This window comes from Microcoleus sp. w2-18bC1, assembly GCF_036700365.1.
Lineage (GTDB): Bacteria > Cyanobacteriota > Cyanobacteriia > Cyanobacteriales > Microcoleaceae > Microcoleus.
Genome location: NZ_JAUBOS010000064.1, coordinates 1 through 24,625, shown reverse-complemented (window position 1 = coordinate 24,625; position 24,625 = coordinate 1). Strand labels below are relative to the sequence as shown.

Below are 24,625 nucleotides of genomic sequence, written 5' to 3'. Positions count from 1 at the left end.
ACAGAATCAGCGCTCCTATGGTTAATAGTTTGGCGGAATGCACGATGGACGAACAGCGTCGCAAAACTGATGTTAATATGCTCCAAGCGCTGCTGGAAAATCCTGGGGACTCAGGAATAGATTTGATTTTGAGGACGAACCCAAAGTCGATCGACTTTGGGTTCGTGCAAACGCTTTATTTGGAAGAACCGGCACTGACGCGAGAAAGTTTGCTGAAAGCTGCAAAATTTTTCCAAAGGGCGATCGCACCCTTAGAATCTGCAAAAGGGAATTATAAATTGCCCGCAACCGGGGCAGCATATCTGGCTTTTTTAGCAGAAGTCTTGCAGGCAGTGGCGCGCGGCGCTGATTCGCAGCACCTGTACTCGCTGCTGAGAAACCATTTAGACAAACTCGACCAGAATTTCGCACAACTGCTGCGCCACTGGGCCACTTTGGTGCTCCCTGCTGCCAAAGAATCGGAGACTAGGCGCATTGCAGCGTTAATCGGCAATCTGAGCAACAAAATTGGGCGGTTTCCCCTCGGCAGCAAGGCTCATAACTTGGAAATCGAAATTGCCGGTTACGAAACAGTTGCTAAGGTGTTTACCCGCAAAGACTTTCCCCAAGAATGGGCGGTGATGCAAAACAATCTGGGCAACGCTTATAGCGATCGCCCCAAAGGTGATAAGGCTCAAAATATCGAACAGGCGATCGCTTGCTTTGAAAATGCCCTACAAGTACGCACGCCCGAACAGTACCCGGAACAGTGGGCGACGCTGCAAAATAATCTGGGCAACGCTTACAGCGAGCGTCTCAGGGGAGATCCGGCAGACAATCTAGAACAGGCGATCGCCTGCTATCAAAACGCGCTGCAAGTTCGCAGCCGCGAGGCTTTCGGGGAAGAGTGGGCGAGCACTCAAAACAATCTCGGCCGTGCTTACAGCCGCCGACTACGGGGCAACCGAGCCCAAAATCTGGAACTGGCAGTCGCTTGCTACCAAAATGCTTTGCAAGTCTACAACCGCAAAGTGTTTCCCCGGCGTTGGGCCACAACTCAAAATAATTTGGCAAATGCTTACTGCGAGTTGCTGGGGGGCAACCGAGCCGAAAATCTGGAATACGCGGTTACGTGCTATCAGAGAGCTTTGCAGGTGCGGACTCGGGAAGCTTTTCCGCAGCAGTGGGCGACGACTCAAAGGAATTTGGGCCGGGTGTTTGTCGATCGCATCAAAGGCGATCCGGTGGAAAATTTGGAAATGGCGATCGTCTGCTATCAAAATGCTTTACAAGTCTACACCCGCATCAAATTTCCCGAAGCCTGGGCTTCGATCCAAACTTACCTCGGTAGGATCTACAGTCGGCGGGTGAAAGGGGAAAAAGCCGAAAATATGGAAATGGCGATCGCCTGCTATCAAAATGCTTTGCTGTTTTGCAACCGCCAAAAATCTCCCGAACGCTGGGCAATGCTGTGTGCCTACCTCGGCCGCGCTTTCTGCGAACACGTGAAAGGGGAAAAAAACCGCAACCTCAAAAGCGCGATCGCCTGCTATCAAAATGCGGGCGAAGTCTACACCAGGCAAGCCTATCCCAACCGCTGGGCAATGCTGCAAATTTATCTCGGCAGGGCTTATTCGCAACTGACCGAGGCGGAAAACTTGTCCCACATGGAAAGCGCGATCGGCTGCTATCAAAGCGCCTGTCAAGTCTACACTCGCGAAACCTATCCCCACCGCTGGGCTGAAATTTTATTTTATTTGGGTCAAGCTTACCGAATTCGAGGCGACTTGCTTCGCGCCTACGGGGTTTTTACTGCTGCTGTCGATACTGTGGAATTCTTGCGTTGCGAAGTTGGGGTTGATACAGTCGATTTTGGCGATCAGACGACTACCGCAAAAGTCAAATTAACCCGCACCTGGGCTGGACTCTATAAATGCCTGGTGCAAGTTTGCCTGGAACTTGGCGCCAGCCAACCTGAATATTATGCTAAGGCTCTGGAATACGCCGAACGCCACAAAAATCGGAATTTGGTACAACTGCTGGTTAAATGTTACTTGACTCCGAAAGCCGAAATTCCTGCAGCGGTGCGAAGCGAGTTGGAGTCGCTGCAACTGGAAATAGCGGGGGAACAGCGGCAGCAAGAACAGGGAGAACCTGAGCCAAACACGACCTTGATTTCTGAGGGCGATAGCCAAGGTTTGAGCAGCGGTTCTCTACTGCCGAACTCGGACTTCATGCACTTAAATCAATTGTGGAAGCAGTTTGATAGGTTGATTGCGCGGGAGGTGCAGGCAAACGACCCTTTCTTCAGCCTAGCTCACAAAGTTGAACCGATCGCTTTTGAGCAAATTCGCCAATTGTTGCCTGATGACAATTGCGCTGCTGTGGTGTGGGCGAGTTTGGGGGAGTTGCTGGTTGCTTTTGTGGTGGTAAAGAGTGCACAATATCCCGCCGTTCACCTGTGTTCGTCGGAAAATGCTTTGGCTGCCGAAAGTTGGGCCCAGGAGTACCTCACCGCTTATTCTGAACAAAAAGGTCGCTGGATCAATCATCTCCAGACTCGCCTCAAACGCTTGGCTACGATGCTGGAAATCGATCGAGTGGTGGCGCTGATTCCCGATAATTGCGATCGGCTGATTTTTGTGCCGCACCGATTTTTGCACGCTTTGCCACTCCACGCTTTGCCTTTGGCGGGGAGAGACGGGTTTGATGACGGTGGGGGAATTTTTAGGTCTGGGTGGAGTGATCGCAGCGGTTTTGATGTGGAAACCTACACCCTTTCGGATTTTTCTCAAAGTTCGTCTTTTGGCGACGTTGCAGCGCCTGCTGCTTCTTTGATCGATCGATTTGCCGGAGGAATTCGCTATGCTCCTAGCTGTCAGCTATTGCTGTTGAGACAAAGTGCACACGGAGCGGCTATTGGTCGGTACAAACCCGGTTTGCAGCAGCTTTTGGCAATTCCAACTTTCACCAGAGATGCGTTCTACAGCAACATTGAAATCGGCACTATTTCCCAGTACTTTGCCAGTACAGAAGTTGTGCGACATAAGCCGGCAATTAAAGAGGCTTTTTCCCAAGAAATGTCTGCTAATAATGGGAATTTACCCCAGCAAATAGGGCAGTTGCAGCATAAGAAATGCGCTCACTTTGCTTGTTTGAGTTTGCTTAATTTGGCTTGGCCACTGAAATCCGCCGTGTTTTTGAGGAATGATTCTCTGAGTTTGGAGGAAATTTTTAATCTGGATTTTCGGCAATATTTTTTAGTTACTTTATCTGGTTGCGAAATTGCCGCTGGCGGAGTTAGCGGTGCTGGAGGAGATTTTGTGGGTTTGTCGGCGGGTTTGTTGTATGCTGGCACGTCTAGTGTGGTTAGCAGTCTTTGGAAGGTGAATGATGTTTCTACGCTGCTGCTGACGAGCAAGTTTTATGAAAATCTGGGACGGTTTTCTCGGTTGCAGGTGGGAGATGTGGCGATCGCCCTGGGGGAGGCTCAAAGGTGGCTGCGGGATTTGACTAGCGAGGAATTGGAGGTGTTGCTGGCGGATTTTCAACCTCAAATTTCGCAAATGTTCGATCGGCTTTCTCAAAGTTCTCGTCTGATTGCGGAGGCTTCTTTGCAGCAAATTCGTAACCGCAAACCCTATCCTTTTGCCAATCCTTATTATTGGGCGGCTTTTACTGCTGCTGGGGTTTAGTGATTAGTCATTAGTCAACAGTCAACAGTGATTAGTCATTTAAAAACCCGACACTAACAACTTATTTAAAGTTATCAATGTCGGGCACAAGTCAAACAAATTACAGCAAAAGTTTAGGACTTTTTGCCGAAAACTTGTTCTTTCAATGCTTGAATTTCTTGAGCTAATTGTTGCCGGTTGGACGATCGCAGCAAATAGCGGTAGATAAACCACCCGGTGTATCCGATACCAATTAGCTCGAATGTGGGTGCTAGCAGGGGAATGTCGTTGAGTTCATCTATTATCCCCAAAAGCACTTTCAAAGAGATAATCGAGGCTACAATTACACCGATAACAGTCAGGGGACTTTTGTACTGTTCGTAAAAGCTGCCGATGTAAGCGGGAAACTCGGACAAAATTGCGATAATTTGTTCTTTGATCTGCTGGCTCTGGCTTGGTGTTTCGTCGGTAATTATGACTTTTGTGGTATCGCTGGAACTGTCTGCTTCATTTCCGGCAGGAATTTCGGTGATGATAACGGTTGTTTCTGGTTCGTTTGATGAAGTCATTTCTCCACTCGCAATAGTTTTTTGCTGGTTGGCTGCAGGTATTTCAACTGCTGCTGCGGCTGTTTCCACAGGCGATATTTCGACTGCTGAAACCTCGGTGCCGGCTGTTTCCACAGGCGATATTTCGACTGCTGAAACCTCCGTTCCGGGTGTTTCCACAGGCGATATTTCGACTGTTTCCACAGGCGATATTTCGACTGCTGGCACCTCGGCCGCTGCTGTTTCCACAGTCGGTGTTTCGACTGTTGGCTGTTCTGTAGCAGGAGTTTCGGCGACTGTTTCTGCGTTTGATTGTTCTGGGGTTGGAGTTTCGGCCGCCACACCAACACCAGGCAAATTCAAGTTGCTAATGGCATCAAGCAAACGGGTTTTAGCCGTTCCTCGCTGGTGAAGGATTACCCAAGATTCTATCAGGTCGGGGCCGTGCATTGCACCTGTCAGAGCGGCTCTGAGCGATCGCATAATTAGCCCTTTGTTAAGATTTTTCTCTTTACTGAGCTTTTTAGTGATTTTCTGAGCTTCCGCTGATGTCAGGGACGAATGACTTTCCATCGCTTCTACAACTGCTTGTAAAGCCTGTGCAGCCCCTGTTTGCTGCAACTGTGCGAGTGCTTCTTCTTCGTATTCCACCGTGGTGGAGAAGAAAACCTTACACATATCCACAGCATCGGTTAAGCGAACGAGACTCGGGCCGATTAAAGCAGCTATTTGTTCGAGCCAGGGGCGGTCTGCCTCCAAGTCAAACTCATAACCGCCTTTCTGCCACCAATAAGGTATCAGCAAATCTGTCAATTGCGGCACTGGCATTTTGTGCAGGTATTGACTGTTGAGCCAATTGAGTTTATCCCAATCAAATTTTGCACCAGCTTTGTTGACTCGATAGAATGTAAATAATTCTGCTGCTTCCGACAGTGTAAATATTTCCTGCGTTGAATCTGGCGGAGTCCAACCGAGCAAAGTCATGTAATTAACTAAAGCTTCGGGCAGGTAGCCCATATCTTTGAAGTCAGAAATCGAGGTTACGCCGTCGCGTTTAGAAAGCTTTTGTCCTTGGGAGTTTAAAATCAGCGGCGTGTGGGCAAATTCTGGGATTGTCGCGCCCAAAGCTTCGTAGAGCAATATTTGTTTGGGAGTATTGCCGATGTGATCTTCGCCACGAATGACGTGGGTGATGCCCATGTCGATGTCATCGACAACTACTGCGAGGTTGTAGAGGGGTTGGCCGATGACGCCACCGCTGGATGCACGGGCAATTACCATATCGCCGCCGAGGTCGCTACCTTTCCAGGTTACGGTGTCGCGCACCATGTCGTTCCAAGCGATCGTGCGATCATCGTCGATGATAAACCGAATCACAGCTTGTCGCCCTTCGCCTTCAAAAGCTGCGCGCTCTTTGCTTGTCAAGTTGCGGTGTCGGTTGTCGTAGCGGGGGGCTTGTTTGTTGGCTTTTTGTGCTTCCCGCATTTCGTCGAGTTCTTCCGACGTGGTGTAGCAGCGGTAGGCGAGTCCATTGTCTAGAAGGGTTTGGACTGCTCGGCGGTATATTTCCAGACGCTGCGACTGAAAACTCGGGCCTTCGTCCCAGTTCATACCCAGCCAGGTGAGGCCTTCGAGGATGTTATCGGTGTATTCGCTTTTAGAACGTTCTACGTCTGTGTCTTCTACCCGCAGGATGAATTTGCCGCCTTGGTTGCGGGCAAACAGCCAGTTGAATACGGCGGTTCTGGCGGTACCGATGTGTAGGTTTCCGGTGGGACTGGGGGCTAGACGGACTCTGACATTCATGTAGATTTTTGCTTTTAGATTGGGCGATTTGCTGGTTGGGGGAATAGCTGATGTTTAAGACTTTAAATTTTATTATATTTTGTTGCCGAATTAACAGTTGTGCTTGGCAGGTGCTTTGCCTCGAATTGTTCTATCTTCGACGATCGGGCGATCGGGCGAAAGTTTCCGGCAAGGCACGAGAAGCCATCTTGATGATATTAGCATTGCGGGCGGCCAAGACTGGATTCACCTTTGGGACTATTTTTCACAGCACAAATAACTGCTTTAGGAGTACCCAAGGCGCACCTGATAAATATTTATCCTTGTAAAATGTTTGTGTGCGATCGACGACATTAAAATATATTTCCCTATGTCTGCTACTAAAACCGAGTTTTCCGAATCTGTTGCGCCCTCACCCAAGTCTGTTGCGCCTGCTTGGCAGATTGAGTTGCTGTACGACGGTGAATGTCCTCTGTGCGTGCGGGAGGTTAATTTCTTGAAAAAACGCGATGCGGGGCGAGGTTTAGTGTCGTTTGTGGATATCGCGGAGGATGGCTACAACCCGAAGGCCCACGGCGGAATCGACTACGAAACGGCGATGGGTCGGATTCACGCGATATTACCCGACGGTACGACGGTTAAAAATGTGGAGGTTTTTCGTCGCACCTACGAGATTTTAGGTATGGGATGGATTTATGCCGTTACTAAGTTACCAGTGATCGGGGCGATCGCCAATTGGCTGTACGGAATTTGGGCTGACTGGCGGCTGAAGCTGACGGGAAGGCCGGATTTAGCAACAATTATGAGCGATCGAACTCAGCGGATCGAGTGCGAAAGTCAAGGCCGCTGCCAACCCAACTCGAAATGAGTCATATTTAATAAGTGCGGTCGATCTATCAGAAAATGTCAGCAGAAACAGAGTGCAACTAACATTAAAGATGGACTACTATTAAAGGTCAAAAAAAATGCAAGATGCAGGCTATACAGTCTTCATGGGCTTCGGTGGTCTCTGGATACTTATGGGAATTGCCGCTGTGATTTTCCTGTTCAAATCGGACGGTCAAAAACTTAGGTTTGGCAAATGGGGACTGCTAGTGGCGATTCCGATCCTCGTGCCCATCGTGCTGGTTTTGACATATCAGATCGCCCGACCGTTTATTTCCTCACACCTTTGAGCGCTGCTGGGAGTCGATCTTTAAATTTAATTATAGGCAAAGAGTTTGCGGAACTTGTGAGGAGAGTTCTAGGAAAGGGCAAGGAATATTAGGAGTCGTTGATGGGGGTGGAGTGGGTGCCACAACTTCTCGCTGGACTAGGCGGAAACTAGAGACCACCCAAAAATTTGCTAACAAGCACTATCCATCCAGGCAGATCGCGTATTTCAGTCAATGCTAAATCCTTCAACACATCTTTAGCTTGTTTATGGTAGCTTCTAAATTTTGAACGTAGAAGCTCTTCCTGCTCAAGCTTAGCACCACTAGAAAGGATATAATTAACGGTTGCCAATAGTGCAAGAGTGATAACAACTGCGACCCCAGCCGCCGCCACATCAAAAACACCTGTAGGTGGAAGAAATGATTTAACAAACAAAAAGAGGCTGGAACCCGCTGTTTCAGCGAAAAATGTTGGCAGGATAGCGAGCGCAGCTTGAGAAGACAAAACTTGGCCAGCGTATAAGTAATACAAAGACCCTATGGCAACTGCCTGTGTTGCGGTAATAAATACTGCGCTACCCGGAATAAATGCTGCACCTGCCACTGCTATCAAAGCTACCGCAATTATTTTGACTGCATAAGACTGCTTTTCAGCCATGTGTCTTGCTAGCAGCAGGTCTTTTCCCTTTTTTTCAAGAAATTCCTCAATGTCACTGCGTAGCGGAAAAACTCCTCTAATATCCATCTTGGGATTACGGCTTTTAGGATCGTAACCCTTCGTACAAGTTGGATAAATCTTGTCTACCTTTAAATCGTTTTTCCACTGATTGACTACATCATCTACCACCGTTGGATCGAGATCATCCCACTCATCAATTTTGTTAAGAACGACAAATAATAAATCACAATGCTGCCTCAAGTCATCTAGGCTTTTCTTTTGTGAAGCATCTGATGAACCAGTTACTACAAATATGCCAACATCAATATGCCTCAAAAAATTCTTGGTGACTTCACTATTCTCGGCACGCACATCGTCAAGGCCTGGTGAGTCAATTAAATAAACCTTTTCATCAAGTTTTAGAATTGTTAAATCTTTAGTAACGCCCGAAACTGCTCCTACCTTAGCAATTTCTAAAGCTTTTCTTCGGCTCAGTTTCAGTAAAGCATTAATGAGTGAACTTTTGCCTGAACTTACCTTGCCGATAATCGCAATGTTGAGGGACTGGGATAAGTCCGGTGCTTGTTCAACAAAGAGGGCTTGTACCCGGTCAAAAAAACTCTTTTCGTCTAACCCGTCGAAGGCTGAGTCACCCATGTTCCTTACTCCTCTAATATCGTTTACGCAAATGATTGCTATAAATGGGTATTGGTAAGCCTTCTCCTAATCAACCCGTTATGTAGCTAAAAATTAGGTAATCCATATACCAACAACTAAAATATAACATCAACTTTCCGCAAATCTTTCTTAGTCGTGGACTCCCGGGTGCTCAGAAACCTGGTTTTTTGGCGAGAATAATTCGTTACAGCCCGCCTCAACGGCAAAAAAAAACCCGTTGCTTTGGTTTTGATGCGTCCAAGGCTGTTTCTGTAAGCCGATGACATACGGAAAGTCTCCAGATGTCACCTGATTTGAGATGATATCCAGAGACTTCCGTATCTCTACCCATTTATTGAGTAGTAAAATGTTCAACTACCCATTAATTTATAATCAATAAGAAATTGCGATAGCTTTTTTCAGCAATCTGAACATTTTCTATTTTGAACGGGACAGACGGGGCTCGAACCCGCAACTTCCGCCGTGACAGGGCGGTGCTCTAACCAATTGAACTACTGTCCCTCGTTTTGCCGTTTTTTCAGGCACAATTTCTATTATGCCTATAACTTCACCTTTTGTCAAGAGGTTTTTTGAACTTTTATTTGGAAGCCCAAAATTTGAGTCTCTTGCAGGGGACTGAAGTTGTTGTCGCTCACCAAAATCAGACCTCTGCTAGCATCCGCCAGGACGGGGCCAAAGGTCAACCCCTCAATGTTGTCTAGGGGAATTTTCAGGGTTTCCAAATCCAGCAGCAGGCGTTTTTGAGCGGGAGAAACCTCGCCCAGACGGCTTTTGAGGCTTTCGAGTGCTTCAATACGATCGCCCTTTTCCAGAGAAATCTCAAAAATTCTGATAGTTGTGCCGGTTTCCAGGGAGAAAGCACGCTCTAAACTCAGCAAGCGGTTATCGTCGATCGCCAACAAATCCACTAAACCGTTGCTAGTTAATTTTCCCACAGGATTCGCACCAGCGGGTAGCGGTTCGGTGATGTAGAGAAACGATGCTTCTGGATTGCCACTCACCGCATCGTAGCGCAAAATCCGGCACGGGTTCCCGGTTTCCAGGGAAGCTACGGCGCCATCTTGAACCAAGGCGTTTTCGGTAGCGGTGAATAGGTATTTGCGATCGGGCGTTAAAGTTAAACTTTCAAATGATAGATTGTTGCGGATGCCTTTAGTGCCTTTGTCATCCGGCAAAAATAGTTCAGGAATTGCCAGCGTTTTCAGGAGTTTACCATCGATGGAGAGCTCTTTGATAAAAGGATTTATTTGGCGATCGACATCTCCCTCAGAAGAAACAAACACGCTATTGCCAGTAAAAGCTATCCCTTCGGGATCTAAACTTAATTCAGGAAAACCTTTGCCGTTTTCATCTAATAAAGTAGTGACACCAGTAAAAGTAATTTGCTCTTTTTCCAGTTTACCAGATTGCAAGTTGATTTTGAGAGTATAGAAGCGCGCCGGAGCCTTGCTGCTGCGGTCATCAGAAATGGCATAATAAACTTGTTTCTCGGCATCATAAGTAATGCTCGATAGTCCGCCAATTTCCGTCCCCTGAAACGGAGAACCTGTAGGAAATATTGCTCTGCCGATAAAATCTATTTTGGTAACGGCGAAAGATTTGGCTGATTGGTTTACCCAAATAGCAACAGTTGCTGCCATCAAAAAACAGACAATAAATATAGTTGCTTTTGCTAGCTTTCGCATTTTACCAATAAATACATTATTACCTATCTTCCTCTTCCCTTTCTTCCTTCGCGCCCTTCGCGTCTTCGCGGTTCATTAAATCTAAAAATCACGGCTCATGATTCAGCAAAAAATTGGTCAACCAATCTTTAACCACATAAGTAGCACGACAGTCGTCCTCATTGTAGCGGACGATCGCCTCCAAGAGCGATCGATCGCCAGTTTTGAGCCAATCGTCGTACCAGCAGACGCACTGAGCACCATTAGCCTTAGCATCTCGCCAGTCAAAACCCAGCCAGCGGGCAATTGGTTTAAGTGCGTAACTTTCCACGGGCATAATCGCTTTTTGTGTCACTTGTTTGTGAATATCTACAAACCGTTTCAGCACAGGTTTCCACAAATAAGCGGGAGTATTGTAAAGTTTAGCCAGTCGCTTAAAAGTCTTGACTTCGTAGTCGCAAAAGTGGAAAATTGGAGCAATGGGATAAGCCCACATTAATTCTAAAAATTGCTGCCAGATTGCACCTTCCTCTGCTGCTGATTCTGCTAAAAAACCGTGGAATTTTTCCGTATTGTTGTACCTATCAACCACTAAGACTCCGTGGAGGTAATCTAAGTTTAACTCTGGTTCCGCTTCAATGTCAAAGTAGAGTTCGATTGGGGCGATCGGCAAAAAGACTGATTGGGAATAGGGAATTGGTTTCTTGCGGAGAATTGGCGCAGGTATAGAAGATATCGCAGGTTGATTTTCTCTAATTTTTACTTCCTCAACTGCGATGTCATTCAAGATATTGTCTACAATATCTGGTACTATTTCAGATGAGTTAATTTCTTCTGAATTCTCACTTCTACGTTCTTCTCGATCGTTAATCAGTGTATCCGCGTCAAAATCCGTGTCGTGCCTTCCTTCTTCCTTCTTCCCTCTTCCTTCTTCCTTCTTCCTGACATCCGTTACATCCGTTACAAAATCCGTTGCCGAACTTCCTTCTTCCCGCAACAGTGGTTGATTTAGCAAGTGCGATTGAGCTTGCTGCACCACATCAAAAGCAACTCTGTCCGGGAATTCGGGATACTCAGCCAGCAGGTTGGAACTAGCATTAGCGAGAGCTTCTACATCAGTAATTTCGAGAGTTTTTAGTCTAGCATAGCGGCTGGCAGTAACTCCCGGCAATAAGGAAAGATGTTTAATAGATTCGGCTTCGGCGTGACAGATAGTATACCAACCGCAAAGATTGCACTTTTGCCGGGAAATGAACACCTCTGGTTTATCCCGATTTTCTATCATCTGAAGGCAGTTGTCTAAAATCTCGAACATCTGAGGAGTTCGCTGGTCGAGATTCACCTGCCACCACCCTTTTTTTCGCAGCATCAGCCACGCAGCCTCGGGCATTGTTTCCTGTACGGAAGCTAAAACTTGGGCGTGAAAAGCTGCGATAATTTGATACTCTTGTTTTGGTCGCTTGCTAAGCCAAATATCCGCAGTAATATAACTCCAATTGCCAAATTTTGATTGTCCCGGCTGTTTGATTAATAAATGGGGGCGGCTGATCAGGGTAATGTTGGAAGAGTGAAGATTGGAGGATGAAAGATGAAGGGGAGTTTCGGGGATTTCGCCAAATTCTGGGAAATATTGACTGTCAATTCCTACCAGAGAAGTTGTTGCGGCGTTGGTTTTGCCGAATTCGCCCTGGATCAGAACTCCTCGGTAAATGCGATCGACCCCTTGCTGCATTAAACTCAATGTAGCGGCCGCGCCGGCTTCCCAATCCCCTCTAGGATAATATGGTTGTTGGTAAGTCTCGTGTTCCAAAGCTTCCTGCTGGTATGCGGCGCTGTCGCGCATCAGTTTCAGCAAAAAGTCGCTGGGGGGGTCGAGTTGTTTCCAGTCTCCGCAGGTGTCTAAAAATGCTCGGAGATGGCATCGCTGATAGGAAAGTAGTAGTTTGTCAGTTATTAACATTTAGTATTCGCAAGGCATAGAGTATCAGGCAAAAGTTATAAAATTCACAGCATTACTTATTCAATATTAACGCTATCAATAATTCCCCAAAAAAAATGACAAAGGATAATCACCGGCAACAATTCCCTGCTTTGACCAATAAAGCTTATTTTAACTACGGCGGACAAGGGCCGCTGCCTGAGCCTGCTTTAGAGGCGATTTATCAGGCTTACAAACGGGTACAACTTGGTGGGCCGTTTTCGGGGGAGGTGGGGGCTTGGGTGGTTCAGGAGGCGATGCTGACGCGACGTGCGATCGCATCTGAGTTGACGGTACCTCCTGAAACCATTGCCCTAACTGAAGATGTCACCGTCGGCTGCAATATTGCGCTGTGGGGCATTGACTGGAAAGCAGGCGACCATTTGCTGCTTTCTGATTGCGAACACCCCGGCATTGTAGCTAGTGTAATGGAACTTCAGCGCCGTTTCAACATTGAGGTTTCGATTTGTCCGTTGGCGGCAACTTTGAATGAAGGTGATCCGGTGGCGGTGATTGCTGATAATTTGCGGCCAAATACTCGGTTGTTGGTTATCAGTCACATTTTGTGGAATACTGGCCAAGTTTTGCCTCTGGCTGAGATTGTGAAAGTATGTCATGAACCCCCCCTAACCCCCCCTTGCCAAGGGGGGGGACAAGAGGATTTTCCCCTGATTCAAGGGGAGGGACAAGAGGATTTGTCCCTGATTCAAGGGGGGGGACAAGAGCAATTGCCTGCCAAAAATCACAAAGTTAGAGTGTTAGTTGATGCGGCTCAATCTGTGGGGGTTTTGCCTTTAAATTTGATTGAATCTGGGGTTGACTTTTATGCTTTTACTGGTCACAAATGGTGGTGTGGCCCGGAAGGTTTGGGGGGACTTTATGTGAGTGCTGAAGCTTTGGCAGATTTGCATCCGGTGTTTATCGGTTGGCGGGGAATTGTGACGGATGCTAATGCTAAAGTCCTTGGGTGGAAGTCTGGATCGCAGCGCTATGAAATTGCGACTTCGGCTTATCCTTTGTATGCGGGTTTGCGGAGTGCGATCGCCCTGCAACATGAATGGGGTACGATCGAGGAAAGGTATGCAGGAATCTGCCGTTTGAGTAAGTATCTCTGGGAGCGTTTGTCGGAACTTCCCGATGTGGAATGTTTGCGGAAATCTGCGCCGGAAGCTGGTTTGGTTTCGTTTCGATTAACTAACGGGATGCCGCACAAAAAGCTTGTCGATTTGTTGGAGAAACAGGGAATTATGGTAAGGACTATTCTTAATCCTGATTGTGTGCGGGCTTGTGTTCACTATTTTACAACTGAGGCGGAGATTGATAAGTTGGTTGGGGCGATCGCAAATCAATAAAGTTAGCTAGAGAACTTACTTGGCAGCGAAGATGATGAGCTGCCCTGCTTAGCTTGTTAGCTATGACGATTATTATATATACGAGGGGTGCATCCTTTGAATTTTGATGATATACTGTCACGAGCAAGTGAAGAAACGCTAGAGACTCTATTTGGCAGTTCAGCTTTCAGTTTAGTGAAGCTTTTAGATAGTCGCCTAGCAACTCCCACTAATCTGCGTGAAGTCTTGGTGAGTATTTACTCTCGTGAAAGCCTGCTTTTATCAAAAGATACTCGCACTATCTTATTTGAATTATTACGACCCAAACAAGCTGAAATTCTCGCTACAATTTTGTCAGCTTCAGACAATGAAGATGTCTTTCAAGCGCTGAAACAAGTCAAAATACGTCGCGGCTCAGAACGCGAACGTGCCCTTTTCGACTTTTTTGAATTGGTTGTGCCATCAACTGAGGAATCTGAAGAAACACCCTCATCGGATCTGGCTGCACCTCAATACGCTTTGTTTGCTCATCAGCGTAGTGCAGCAGGCAAAGTCAAACAGTTCCTCCAAAAAGAACCCCGGCGTGTTCTGCTTCATATGCCCACCGGCTCGGGAAAGACACGCACGGCAATGCACATTATCGCCGATCGCCTGCGATCGCAAGAACCTACTTTAGTTGTCTGGCTGGCAAACAGTGAAGAACTTTGCGAACAAGCCGCCGCCGAGTTTCAACGCGCCTGGAAATACTTGGGCGATCGCGATTTATCCATCTATCGTTTCTGGGGAAACCACGAACTCGATCTTGATGAGGTGCATGACGGCTTAGTAGTTGCAGGTCTTTCCAAGCTTTACAGTCGTGCTAAACGTAGCATCCAATTTATTAACAAATTAGGCTCTCGTTCTTCTCTTGTCATTATTGATGAAGCCCATCAAGCAATAGCAGAAACTTACAAGCTAGTCTTAGATGTTCTCGTTTTACCATACCAAAACACAGCACTGCTTGGGTTAACAGCTACACCAGGCCGCACTTGGGCAGACATTAGTGCGGACGAAGAATTAGCGGAATTCTTTGCACAGCGCAAGGTTACTTTGGAGGTTCCTGGCTACGATAATCCAGTAGATTACCTAGTGTCAGAGCAATACTTGGCACGAGTAAAATACCGAGCTTTGCTACACCAGAGTGGATTGAATTTATCTAATAACGACTTGAAGCGTATTGAAGAAGAGTTAGAGTTACCAAAAAATATCCTGACTCGCCTAGCTCAAAACGAACAGCGCAATCTCCGCATTATTTTGGAAATTGAAGATTTGGCAAAGACCCACAAGCGTATTTTGGTGTTTGCCATATCTGTAGAACACTCAAAACTTCTAGCCGCTGTGCTGAAAGCTAGAAGTTGGCAAGCATCCGCTGTAACTGCCAAAACTCCTACTTCAGAAAGAGAGCGAATTATTGCGAGGTTTAAAGATGACAGTCCAGAAACTAAGATTATCTGTAATTATGGCGTTCTTACAACAGGATTTGATGCCCCGCGAACCAGTGCCGCCGTGATTGCACGTCCCACCAAGTCGCTTGTTTTATACAGCCAGATGGTTGGACGTGCTATTCGCGGACTTAAAGCAGGTGGCAATGAAAGCGCTGAGATTGTTACTGTAGTAGACACAGACTTACCTGGCTTTGGCAGTGTTGCCGATGCCTTTAATAATTGGGAAGACGTTTGGAGATTAAAATGACAAAACAACATGATATCGTTCCGGTACATTTAGTTGTTCAGGCAATGCGTGACAACGGTTATAAAAACGCTGCCTATGCACTAGCCGAACTCATAGATAATTCCATTCAAGCAGGAGCTACTGAGGTAGAAGTTCTCTGTGCTGAGAAAGAAACTCAGCTAGAACAGCGCCGCCGTTCGCGCATTCATAAAATCGCTGTTTTAGATAATGGCAATGGTATGGATTCTACTGTTTTGCGAATGGCTTTACAGTTCGGTAATGGAACTTATCTAGCAGAAGACAAACATACAGGAATGGGGCGCTTTGGTATGGGGTTGCCATGCTCCTCAATTTCCCAGTGTAAACGGGTAGATGTTTGGACTTGGCAGAGTGGTGTAGGAAATGCAATTTACACCTACCTAGATTTGAATGAAATCAAAAACAAGCAGCTTACTGAAGTTCCCGAACCTCGGAAGTGCAAGATTCCTGAGATTTGGGAAAAAGTCACAACAGGTTTTGGTGAGACAGGAACATTAGTTGTCTGGTCAGATATCGATCGCTGTATGTGGAAGACTGGTAAAACAATCCTGGAAAATTCAGAGTTCGTTATTGGACGAATGTATCGAAAATTTTTAGATACTAAAGAAGTAGTCATTCGTATGGCAACTTTTGATCTTGATGAACCTACCAAAATTATGGTAGAGAAATTTGCAAAGCCGAACGATCCGGGTTATCTCATGGCAGAGACTGTTTGCCCTGCTCCCTTTGACAAAACGCCAATGTTTAAAGTCTGGGAAGGAGATAACTATGAAGCCACGTTTACCATTGAGTTTCGTGGCCAGAAACACGAGGTAAAAATTCGCTTTTCTTATGCGAAGGAAGAAGCCCGTCAAGGAAAAAATCCTGGTAAGCTACCGCACGGACAGCACGCTGGTAATAATATGGGAGTTTCAGTGGTTCGTGCAAGGCGTGAATTGGAATTAGACCAGTCTTGGGTACAGAAGAGACCTACAGAGCGGTGGTGGGGGGTCGAGATAGAATTTCCCCCGGCACTTGACGACTTGTTTGGGGTGGCAAACAATAAGCAATCTGCCCGTAACTTCTCAGATATGGCTAGCCTAGATATCGAATCTCTGCTAAAAGATAGAAAAACCATTACTGAGTTAAAAGAAGAATTAAACCAAGATGAAGACCCCAGAGGGCCATTAATAGAAATTGCTCAGAAGATAGATAAAACAATAGCATCTATCCGAAGGCTGATTGATGAACAAACCCTAAATCCGGGCAGTGGGCAAAGGCGGCATCAAGGATCTTTGGCGGAGAAAGTTGCAACTGATGTGACAGAAGAACGGAAGAAAGATGGACACGAAGGGCAGAGCGACAAGGATGAGTCACTACCTTTGGAGGCGCGAAAGGAAATTATTGAAACCACATTAATAGAGACAGGTGTTCTGGAATCTAAAGCTGAAGAGTTGGCTGCAAAAACAGTCTCTGATGGCTTGAAGTACACTTTTACAAAAGCAGGTATGGAAACCGCTGCTTTTTTTTCAGTTAAGACTGGAGGAGGTGCAATTATGATAACTTTGAACGCCAACCATCCTGCCTACAAAAATCTTGTCGGAGTTTTAGAAGAAGAGGTAGAAGGCGTAGATCCTGAAATACTTCGCTCTCGTCTAACAAATTCTCTCGAAGGTCTTAAATTGTTACTGATGGCTTGGGCGCGGTACGAAGATGAGCAACCTGATGGCCCCCGACGCAATAAGGCACAGGATGCTCGTGTTGATTGGGGACGTGTGGCTCGACAATTTCTTGAGGGTGAGGAATAACAGAAGGCTCTATCATTGTTTAACTAGGGTTAAAGGGTCAACATTAGTAACGGATATTGTGCCACTCTGTTGACCCACTTTCCAAAGTCAACCAGTTAATCATATTTTGCAGGAACTGGAAGAAGTGCAATAAACCAGAGAGTCAGAAGTTCGATCGCCCCTTCTCTAAAACACCAAAGGACGATCGCCCTTTTCGCCCAAATTTCGACCTACGCACCCCAACAAAAGAAACCGGGTTTTTCACTAAATCTGCCATTTCCATGCAGTATCTTCGCAAAAAACCCGGTTTCTGAGCTCTCAGGCCCAAGTCCTATTAGTGACTATGCCCGTGCCCGCCATGAGAATGCCCGTGATCACCATGAGAATGCCCACCGTGAGAATGTCCACCGTGATTGTGTCCGTGATCGCCATGAGAATGACCGTGTTCCCCGTGAGAATGACTGTGCTCGCGGTGCGCCGCAGCCAAACTCGGATTAACAGCAACCGCAGTCTCACTCAACAACGCTTCAATCTGCGGATTTGCCCACTCAGCCGCCATTTTCAGGAACTCTGGATGGTCGTTAACACAAGGTAATTTGCGGTAAGTAACTCCTTGACGCTGTTTCTGCAAAGACTCAATAATGTGGTCTACATCTAACAAAGTTTCGTGATTTTCTGTCGCAAATCCGATCGGCATAAAGACGATCGCAGTTGCACCCAAATCAATCAAATTCTTCGCAGCTAACGTCGCATCCGGCTGCGTCCACTCAATCAGCGGCGTGTCGTGGTTCAGCCAACCCACCGAAATCAAAGGATAGCGATACATCAAACGTTCCCGCACGCGATCGTACAAAGCTTGACTTTCCACAATACCCGAAGTAAAGCCCTTCGCCTTGTGCGGACAACCGTGATTCATCAGCACAATCCCAATCTGAGAAGGCAAATGCGCTACAGCTAAATCGTTCTTAATTTCCTCTTCAACCAAATCCGCCATTAGCTGGATGTAAGCAGGTTCATCGTAAAAAGAAGGAATGTAGCGCTGTCCTTTTACCCAATGTTCCTTACCATCAAAGGTTTGTGCTAAAGCTTTATTCACCTGTTCGACTGCAATGCCACTGGTGAAAACAGAATCAACTACCAACAGCGGATAAATCAGAATTTTGTCAAATCCTTCTGCTTGAATTTGCGGAATTACTTGTTCCGGCAAAAACGGCGCGCAAAAGTTAAAAGCTTTGAACACTTTTACTTTATCGCCCCATTTCTCCTGTAAATTCTTTTCAATCCCAGCGCGCTGCTGTTCAAAAATTGCATTGTGCGGCGAAACGAATTGACCGTGTTGGTGACTCCACTCGTGCAAGTCAAAGATTGCTAAAATCTTCGCCAGCGGCGGATAAATCCAAAGCGGTACTGGCGCAAACTTTGCCGTAAGCAAATTTAAAGCTTGTTCGTTGTAGTTGGCAAAATCGTCGTAGCTTTCGACTTCGCCGTAACCCATCAGCAATACAGCAACGCGATCGTTACTTGCGGGTGCTGCAGATGTTTTGTACTCGATTTTTTCTGGAGAAGCAACCACTTTGTATTCCTCAATTTTATTTATTCTAAGAGATCCAGGCAGGATGAAGGGAGAATCGGAGATTTTTCCTTGTGTGCGATCGCACGACTGACGTGCGCGGGGCTGATTCCCGATTTCTGCGCCCATACTTCCCGGTCAAACCTCTTATTTATCCTAGAAACCGGATTGATGAGCATCAGTCCTAAGTAGGTTTTTTGACCAAGAATTTCTTGATGGTACCCGCCACGTGATTTATCCGTGGAATCAATCGGAAATCGAAAATCCTCAAGCCTCCGCATTTATCCGTGGGGTCAATCTAAAATCTCAAATCTAAAATCCAAAATCGATTGACCCTGACCCAAAATTCGTAGGGCAGCTAAGCTGGCAGGTCTCTAATTTTCACAATCCTGTTTCTTTAAGCTTTTGTGGGGTCGGCTTCGACGCCGCCCGAAAAGTTAAATCTAAATACAGAACAGCTTCAAACTAGAATCAGCCTTTGCTAAGCTTGACAGGAGATGGGGCGGGGGGGGATAAGTTTCATGTTTTCTTAAGACTCCCTGACCTTGCCTCAGATTAATGCGGTTTGGAGCGTTCCCAGCATTTAACTTGGGGGGATACTCTTCAAACTTAACTCTATTATAACTTTAACACCCTATCCCCAGGGGTAGTATATGATATAGTAGGCATATGATAAAGTTATGTTGCGAACTATATTAACTTTCTTGACGAACTATGAGACTGGTAATTTGCCCCGGAGTCCACGAACCAAAGCTAACCGACTGTTTCCTGACGGGACTTTCGGGGCTTTGGGGACTGGCAGCCGATCGCCAAAACCAGCAAATAGTCGAGCCTGTCAAGATTTTTCCCGCTCATAAATACCCGCCTTTTTCAGCTCTTGACATATTCCACTTTTTGTGGAGCGAAGAGTTAGCAGGAGAAAGCCTAGTATTTGTCAGCTTTTCGGCAGGAGTAGCCGGGGCGATCGGGGCGGCTTGGATGTGGCAGCAACTTGGCGGCAAAGTCGGGGCTTTTTTTGCCTTAGATGGTTGGGGAGTACCCCTGGGGGGCAATTTTCCCATCCACCGAATCAGCCACGATCGCTTTACGCACTGGAGTTCAGCAATTCTCGGTGGCGGTGGAGAAAGCTTTTATGCAGAGCCCGCGATCGAACATTTGGATTTATGGCGAGCTCCCCAAACGGCAAAAGGCTGGCACGTCAGCCAAACCGCCGCCGGGATTGAGACTGTCGCACCCACAACCGCAGCAAAATTTTTAGTCCACCTATTGAAACAATACGGAGTCCAATCAGTTGTTTAATCTTAATTTAGTATCATCCGCGATCGCACCTATTGCCACCATCGCCCGCCTCGACAATTCTGTCACTTCAGCCACAACAAACACCATCAAACAATGGTTAATATTTAGCGCTTCAGCATTTTTAGTCTCAATTCCAGTCTTCGTGCAAGCACCGTTAGTTCGGTTATATCCAACCATCAGTTTGCTATCAACTATCCCCTGGTTCGTTCTGAGTTTAATTCTAATTTTCCGCCCCAAAACCCAACTTTGGGGAGATTTATTATTAGGATTTGCCGGATGCTGGCTGGCAGGTTCTATCTATTGGGGCTGGTTTAGATGGGAACCAATTTTACATCTACCTATAGAAGCAATTGGCTTGCCTTTTGCTATTTGGTGCTTGGGCAAATCTTGGGGAAAAGTTGGCAGCTATTTTTACTTGGGTTCGCTATTTGGCACTGCCATTACTGATTTATATTTTTACTTAACAGGCTTGATGCCCTACTGGCGCCAAGTGATGCACGCGGAACCGGAATTAGCTATGCCGATTTTTCAAAGTGCGATCTGTCAAATTGAAACTCCTTGGGGCATAGGTTGGGCTCTCGTTTTAATCGCTGTGTTGCTAACAGTCGGTTTGCTGAGTTTGCGCGGCACGCAACTGCACTGGCGCGCTTTCAGCGGCGCGGTGTTAAGCACGCTTTTGGTAGATGGTTTATTTTGGTTGGCTGCTTCTGCTGCTTAAGATTTATGATTAGTTTTTATGTTGGTATTTTTTGACTGCAGATGTGGGCAAATTGACGCAGATTAACGCAGATTTTTTTGAGGGATGTAGTCTTGAGATTCCTGACTTTTTAAAGAAGTCGGGAATTTGGGTATTTACTGAACAATTATGAGTTAAAATCTAAAATCTAAAATCTAAAAATCCCAAATCAATATCATGTCTTTCATTTCAATTCGCGGTGTAGAACATTATTACGAGTGGATAACGGCAGATAACAGTTCCCAACCTAGCGGGAAACCAGTGATGGTATTCCTGCACGGCTGGGCGGGATCAGCGCGCTACTGGGAAAGCACGGCACGGGCTATTGCTGATGATTTTGATTGTTTGCTCTACGATATGAGAGGTTTTGGTCGATCGCCCTTGCCAAAAGAGCCTCCTGAGTCCAGCTACGAACTCGAAACCTACGCCCGCGATTTAGCTGAATTATTAGAATCTCTGAATTTAAGCCGCGTCTTTCTCAATGCTCACTCCACAGGAGCATCAATTGCTACTTTATTTCTCAACCTTTACCCCGAAAAAGTAGAAAAAGCAATTCTCACTTGCAGTGGCATTTTTGAATACGACGAAAAATCTTTTACAACTTTTCACAAATTCGGTGGCTATGTGGTAAAATTTAGACCCTCTTGGCTGGCATCCATCCCGTTTGCCGATCGGCTATTTATGGCCCGGTTTTTGCGCCGTTCCCTGCCCACAGAGGTCAGTCTGGCGTTTCTAAAGGATTTTTTAATGGCAGACGAGCAAGCTGCTATCGGTACAATGGTGACGGCAGTCAGTAAAAGAGCAGCCGAGGAAATGCCCCAAGAATTTGCGCGGCTGAGTGTTCCCACACTGCTTGTGGCCGGAGAATTTGACCAAATTATTCCCGCCGCCATGGGAGAGCAAGCAGCCTCCCTCAGCAAAAAAGTAGAATTTGTTATAATTCCGAATACGGCTCACTTTCCCATGCTGGAGGATGCCGCAACATACTTGCAGCGAATTCGAGACTTTTTGCCAGCAGCGGCTTAGCTGAGTTATTGTTCATCTAATGTACGATCGGACACGCAAGCTTTGAGAACGGCTTTTGCTCCGATCTTAATTTTTAATTTCTAATTTCTTAAAGCGAAAGGTGGTACAATGAACGACCTCGACCAATACTATAAAGTGCTGGGACTGTTGCCGGGAGCTTCCAGAGAAGAAATTAGCCAAGCCTACAAGGATTTAGCGTTCATTTGGCACCCCGATCGCATCCCCAAAGACAATCCCAGACTACTACAGAAAGCTGAAGAGAAGATTAAGGAAATTAATCAAGCTCGCGAACAATTGCGATCGATTCAACCAAGAGGTCAGAATCAGAACGTTCAGCACAAACATACTCAGCACAAACACACCCAGCAACAAAACACCCAGCACAAACATACCCAGCAACAAAATACTCAGCAACAAAACGCTCAGTACAGAAACACTCAGCAACAAAATACTCAGCAACAAAACGCTCAGTACAGAAACACTCAGCAACAAACTACTCAGCAACAAAACGCTCAGTACAGAAACACTCAGCAACAAACTACCCAGCAACAAAACGCTCAGTACAGAAACACTCAGCAACAAACTACCCAGCAACAAAACGCTCAGCAACAAAATACTCAGTACAGAAACACTCAGCAACAAAACACTCAGCAACAAAACGCTCAGTACCAAAACGCTCAGCAACAAAACGCTCAATACCAAAACGCTCAGTACAGAAATACTCAGTATCCAAACACCCAGCACCAAAACACTCAGCCACCACCGGTCAACCCAAAAGAACCGCGGTACTCTTCTGAACCCTCTTCAGGAAAATATCCTGGAAATTATGCGGGAAACTATGGGGGAAACCCTGCAGGGCCCTATTCCGAGGCGTCCCGCTACCAATCGCAGCCACCGCCATCTCAGTCTTACCGCCAAGCTGGGCCGCAAGCTCCCGATTTGAGCGGTTCCAACTTCAAAGGAGCTTCCTTAAAAGAAAAGGATTTTTCAGGGAGAAACTTGAGCAATGCAAACCTGAGTGAAGCCGACTTAAGTGATGCTTTTCTACACAACGTCAATCTAACAGGCGCGAATTTGCATCAAGCTAACTTGTTCCGGGCTAATTTGTTAGGAGCTTGTTTGATCAATGCCAACTTGAGAGAAACCAACTTAATCGGAGCCGATTTGAGCGGTGCTGACTTGAGCGGTGCTGACTTAACAGGAGCGAAAATCGGTTACGGCGATCGAGTTATGGTCAAACTTACCCGGACTACATTAACAGGTACAATCTTACCCGATGGTACTGTTCATAGCTAAATTATTTAGTTTTTAGTCAGTGGTTGTAGACGTGGGTTTTACCCGCAATATTTGCTGCAATTCCTAATACACTGTAGTTTAGACTAACCAAAGATGAGAACGGTGGCAAAAGAAGAACTAGAGCCACCGCGCCAGGAGAGAATGAGGGTGAAAAATAAAACCTATCCACTCCTTAAATGAACAGTGAACGATTAAAGGACTTTCGTCAAGCAGCATACGAGTTATTGGTGCTGGCGAAAGATGCAACAAGAGAGCTCATGGATGCAGTGATGACCACTCCGAATGCGTCATGTTTAGCGGAATTTTCACTCAATCCATTATTCAAGCGTCAATGGCCAAGCGTCTATGAAGCGTTACAAGACTGTAGACCAGATCGGAAAAAACTGATGCTGCTTTATCTGGAGCAATTACAGGAAGAAGCACCCCCAACAGAACACATATTAGTGGCAATCGACCACACTGCATGGAGGAGACCAGATGCCAAAACATTAAAAGACAGAACCCATGAATATCAGAGGGGCTCCATTGTTGGACAGGGATAAAGTACAATTGCGTGGATACCTGAAGCACAAGGAAGTTGGGCATTACCCCTACTCCATGAAAGAATTAGTAGTGGGTCTTCACCCATACTTCAAGCAGCTTCCCAACTTAAACTTGTCTGTGAACAGAGCATCAACCCAGTTTTAGCAGTCTTAGACGCCCGAATATGGCAATGCAACTTGGGTATTAGCGTTAGCGCAAGCTTCCATTCTTGCTGATTGTTTAATGAGAGTCCGAAAGAATGCCTGCTTATGGTCAGCACCACCAGCATATAGTGGCTGCGGTAGACCACGGAAACACGGGCAAAAAATGAGACTCAACGACCCAACTACATGGCTCGAAGCTGATACTGCGATTGAAATTGATGAACATCCCGATTTGGGACAAGTCCGAGTCAGACAATGGATTGACTTACATTTTTATCGTGCCCCTGGACAAAAAGTCAATTTAATCCGGACCCTTAAGAATGAAGCCCATGTCAAATGGTCAACCGTTTCCACCCTTATGGTTGGCTTGGGTTGGAGAACGAACTCTACCCAAGCGAAACTGTTTGGTTCAAATATTTACGACGCTTTGGAGTCGATCATTGGTATCGGTTTGCGAAGCAAAGATTGCATTGGACATTGCCTAAATTGAGAACTCCTGAACAATCTGAGCGTTGGAGTGATTTAATGCCGTTGATGAGTTGGCAACTCTGGCTGGCACAAGATTTAGTAATTGAGAATAGACTTCCTTGGCAATCTGCTACTATCAATTTAACTCCTGGGCCTGTTGCCCAATCCATGTTGTCGCTTTTAGTTGACATTGGTACTCCTACTAAAATCCCTAAACATAGGGGAAAATCCCCCGGTTGGGAAAAAGGAAAGGTACGTACCAATGCCCCGTGCTATCCCACTGTCAAAAAACGGGTTTCTCGACGTAAAAAGTCTTCAAGGTTAGCCATTTAATCTTCTCCCTCTTGAGTTTTTAAGCAACAGTTTGCCTGAGATTCAAAGGTCGCTACTTTTAGCTGCGCTCATTTTTTAGTCTAAACTACAGTACTTAGGGCTTGCTGAAAAAGTCAGAAAACAGCATTGCGAAAAATGAGTGAATTCGAGATCGCCTTGACGAGATAAGCTTTATTCAACTTTTATTCAGTAAACATGATTTTTGCTAATCAGTAAAGGTAGAAAACCTGAAAAAAGCTGTTTGTTC

Annotated in this window: 18 protein-coding genes, 1 tRNA gene and 1 pseudogene; 13 read left to right on the top strand and 7 right to left on the bottom strand. The window is 46.2% G+C overall.

Annotated features, from left to right (window positions below; translation table 11 throughout):
* The first annotated feature begins 17 nt into the window (after positions 1 to 17).
* Entirely contained in the window at positions 18 to 3,674 is a 3,657-nt protein-coding gene (locus QT979_RS23625) for a CHAT domain-containing tetratricopeptide repeat protein (protein ID WP_333311861.1), read from the top strand.
* 113 nt (positions 3,675 to 3,787) lie between these two features.
* On the opposite strand, the gene QT979_RS23620 is transcribed toward QT979_RS23625, so the two are convergent.
* Together QT979_RS23620 and gltX are read right to left on the bottom strand one after the other, a co-directional pair.
* The gene (locus QT979_RS23620; RefSeq protein ID WP_333214562.1) at positions 3,788 to 4,222 is read right to left on the bottom strand and encodes a CAAD domain-containing protein; all 435 of its coding nucleotides are present in this window, start codon (positions 4,220 to 4,222) and stop codon (positions 3,788 to 3,790) included.
* A gap of 342 nt (positions 4,223 to 4,564) precedes the next feature.
* A pseudogene (gltX, locus tag QT979_RS23615) lies at positions 4,565 to 6,007 on the bottom strand (glutamate--tRNA ligase); the annotation flags it as partial.
* A gap of 115 nt (positions 6,008 to 6,122) precedes the next feature.
* On the opposite strand from gltX, the gene QT979_RS23610 reads away from it, so the two are divergent.
* The 3 genes from QT979_RS23610 (at position 6,123) to QT979_RS23600 (ending at position 7,161) form a co-directional block, all read left to right on the top strand.
* Complete coding sequence (locus QT979_RS23610; protein WP_333214550.1) at positions 6,123 to 6,266, top strand: hypothetical protein; 144 nt, start codon at positions 6,123 to 6,125, stop codon at positions 6,264 to 6,266.
* A 90-nt stretch (positions 6,267 to 6,356) separates the two neighbouring features.
* Positions 6,357 to 6,854 carry a DUF393 domain-containing protein gene (locus tag QT979_RS23605; RefSeq protein ID WP_333311860.1) on the top strand — a complete coding sequence of 166 codons (498 nt, stop codon included), beginning with the start codon at positions 6,357 to 6,359 and terminating at the stop codon, positions 6,852 to 6,854.
* A 97-nt stretch (positions 6,855 to 6,951) separates the two neighbouring features.
* Complete coding sequence (locus tag QT979_RS23600) at positions 6,952 to 7,161, top strand: hypothetical protein (protein WP_006632034.1); 210 nt, start codon at positions 6,952 to 6,954, stop codon at positions 7,159 to 7,161.
* A 148-nt stretch (positions 7,162 to 7,309) separates the two neighbouring features.
* Here the strand turns inward: QT979_RS23600 and QT979_RS23595 are convergent, their stop codons facing one another.
* The 4 genes from QT979_RS23595 to QT979_RS23580 form a co-directional block, all read right to left on the bottom strand.
* Positions 7,310 to 8,455 carry a GTPase gene (locus QT979_RS23595; protein ID WP_333311859.1) on the bottom strand — a complete coding sequence of 382 codons (1,146 nt, stop codon included), beginning with the start codon at positions 8,453 to 8,455 and terminating at the stop codon, positions 7,310 to 7,312.
* A gap of 448 nt (positions 8,456 to 8,903) precedes the next feature.
* Positions 8,904 to 8,977: transfer RNA gene (locus QT979_RS23590), tRNA-Asp, on the bottom strand.
* A 56-nt stretch (positions 8,978 to 9,033) separates the two neighbouring features.
* On the bottom strand, positions 9,034 to 10,161 hold the full coding sequence (locus QT979_RS23585) for an esterase-like activity of phytase family protein (protein WP_333311858.1): 1,128 nt from the start codon (positions 10,159 to 10,161) through the stop codon (positions 9,034 to 9,036).
* Between the two features lie 88 nt (positions 10,162 to 10,249).
* Positions 10,250 to 12,100, bottom strand: coding sequence for a TM0106 family RecB-like putative nuclease (locus tag QT979_RS23580; RefSeq protein WP_333311857.1), 1,851 nt, complete (start codon positions 12,098 to 12,100; stop codon positions 10,250 to 10,252).
* A gap of 95 nt (positions 12,101 to 12,195) precedes the next feature.
* Between QT979_RS23580 and QT979_RS23575 the strand changes: the two genes are divergently transcribed.
* The 3 genes from QT979_RS23575 (at position 12,196) to QT979_RS23565 (ending at position 16,985) form a co-directional block, all read left to right on the top strand.
* A complete protein-coding gene (locus QT979_RS23575; RefSeq protein WP_333311856.1) occupies positions 12,196 to 13,470 on the top strand; it encodes an aminotransferase class V-fold PLP-dependent enzyme in 1,275 nt (424 codons plus the stop codon).
* A 96-nt stretch (positions 13,471 to 13,566) separates the two neighbouring features.
* The gene (locus QT979_RS23570; protein ID WP_333311855.1) at positions 13,567 to 15,180 is read left to right on the top strand and encodes a DEAD/DEAH box helicase; all 1,614 of its coding nucleotides are present in this window, start codon (positions 13,567 to 13,569) and stop codon (positions 15,178 to 15,180) included.
* Positions 15,165 to 16,985, top strand: coding sequence for an ATP-binding protein (locus QT979_RS23565; protein ID WP_333311854.1), 1,821 nt, complete (start codon positions 15,165 to 15,167; stop codon positions 16,983 to 16,985). The genes QT979_RS23570 and QT979_RS23565 overlap by 16 nt, the downstream gene beginning before the upstream one ends.
* A gap of 313 nt (positions 16,986 to 17,298) precedes the next feature.
* Here QT979_RS23565 and QT979_RS23560 read toward each other — a convergent pair whose 3' ends face one another.
* Positions 17,299 to 18,537 carry a ferrochelatase gene (locus QT979_RS23560; protein WP_333311865.1) on the bottom strand — a complete coding sequence of 413 codons (1,239 nt, stop codon included), beginning with the start codon at positions 18,535 to 18,537 and terminating at the stop codon, positions 17,299 to 17,301.
* 711 nt (positions 18,538 to 19,248) lie between these two features.
* On the opposite strand from QT979_RS23560, the gene QT979_RS23555 reads away from it, so the two are divergent.
* From QT979_RS23555 to QT979_RS23530, 6 genes are all read left to right on the top strand, one after another.
* Positions 19,249 to 19,833 carry a hypothetical protein gene (locus QT979_RS23555; protein ID WP_333311853.1) on the top strand — a complete coding sequence of 195 codons (585 nt, stop codon included), beginning with the start codon at positions 19,249 to 19,251 and terminating at the stop codon, positions 19,831 to 19,833.
* Complete coding sequence (locus QT979_RS23550; protein ID WP_333311852.1) at positions 19,826 to 20,551, top strand: DUF3120 domain-containing protein; 726 nt, start codon at positions 19,826 to 19,828, stop codon at positions 20,549 to 20,551. The genes QT979_RS23555 and QT979_RS23550 overlap by 8 nt, the downstream gene beginning before the upstream one ends.
* Positions 20,552 to 20,746: 195 nt before the next feature.
* Positions 20,747 to 21,595: an alpha/beta hydrolase gene (locus QT979_RS23545; RefSeq protein WP_333311851.1), complete on the top strand. Its 849-nt coding sequence runs from the start codon at positions 20,747 to 20,749 to the stop codon at positions 21,593 to 21,595.
* A 108-nt stretch (positions 21,596 to 21,703) separates the two neighbouring features.
* On the top strand, positions 21,704 to 22,891 hold the full coding sequence (locus QT979_RS23540) for a pentapeptide repeat-containing protein (protein ID WP_333311850.1): 1,188 nt from the start codon (positions 21,704 to 21,706) through the stop codon (positions 22,889 to 22,891).
* 176 nt (positions 22,892 to 23,067) lie between these two features.
* Complete coding sequence (locus QT979_RS23535) at positions 23,068 to 23,433, top strand: hypothetical protein (RefSeq protein ID WP_333311849.1); 366 nt, start codon at positions 23,068 to 23,070, stop codon at positions 23,431 to 23,433.
* Positions 23,434 to 23,913: 480 nt separating this feature from the next.
* A complete protein-coding gene (locus QT979_RS23530) occupies positions 23,914 to 24,378 on the top strand; it encodes a hypothetical protein (protein WP_333311848.1) in 465 nt (154 codons plus the stop codon).
* The last annotated feature ends 247 nt before the right edge of the window (positions 24,379 to 24,625 follow it).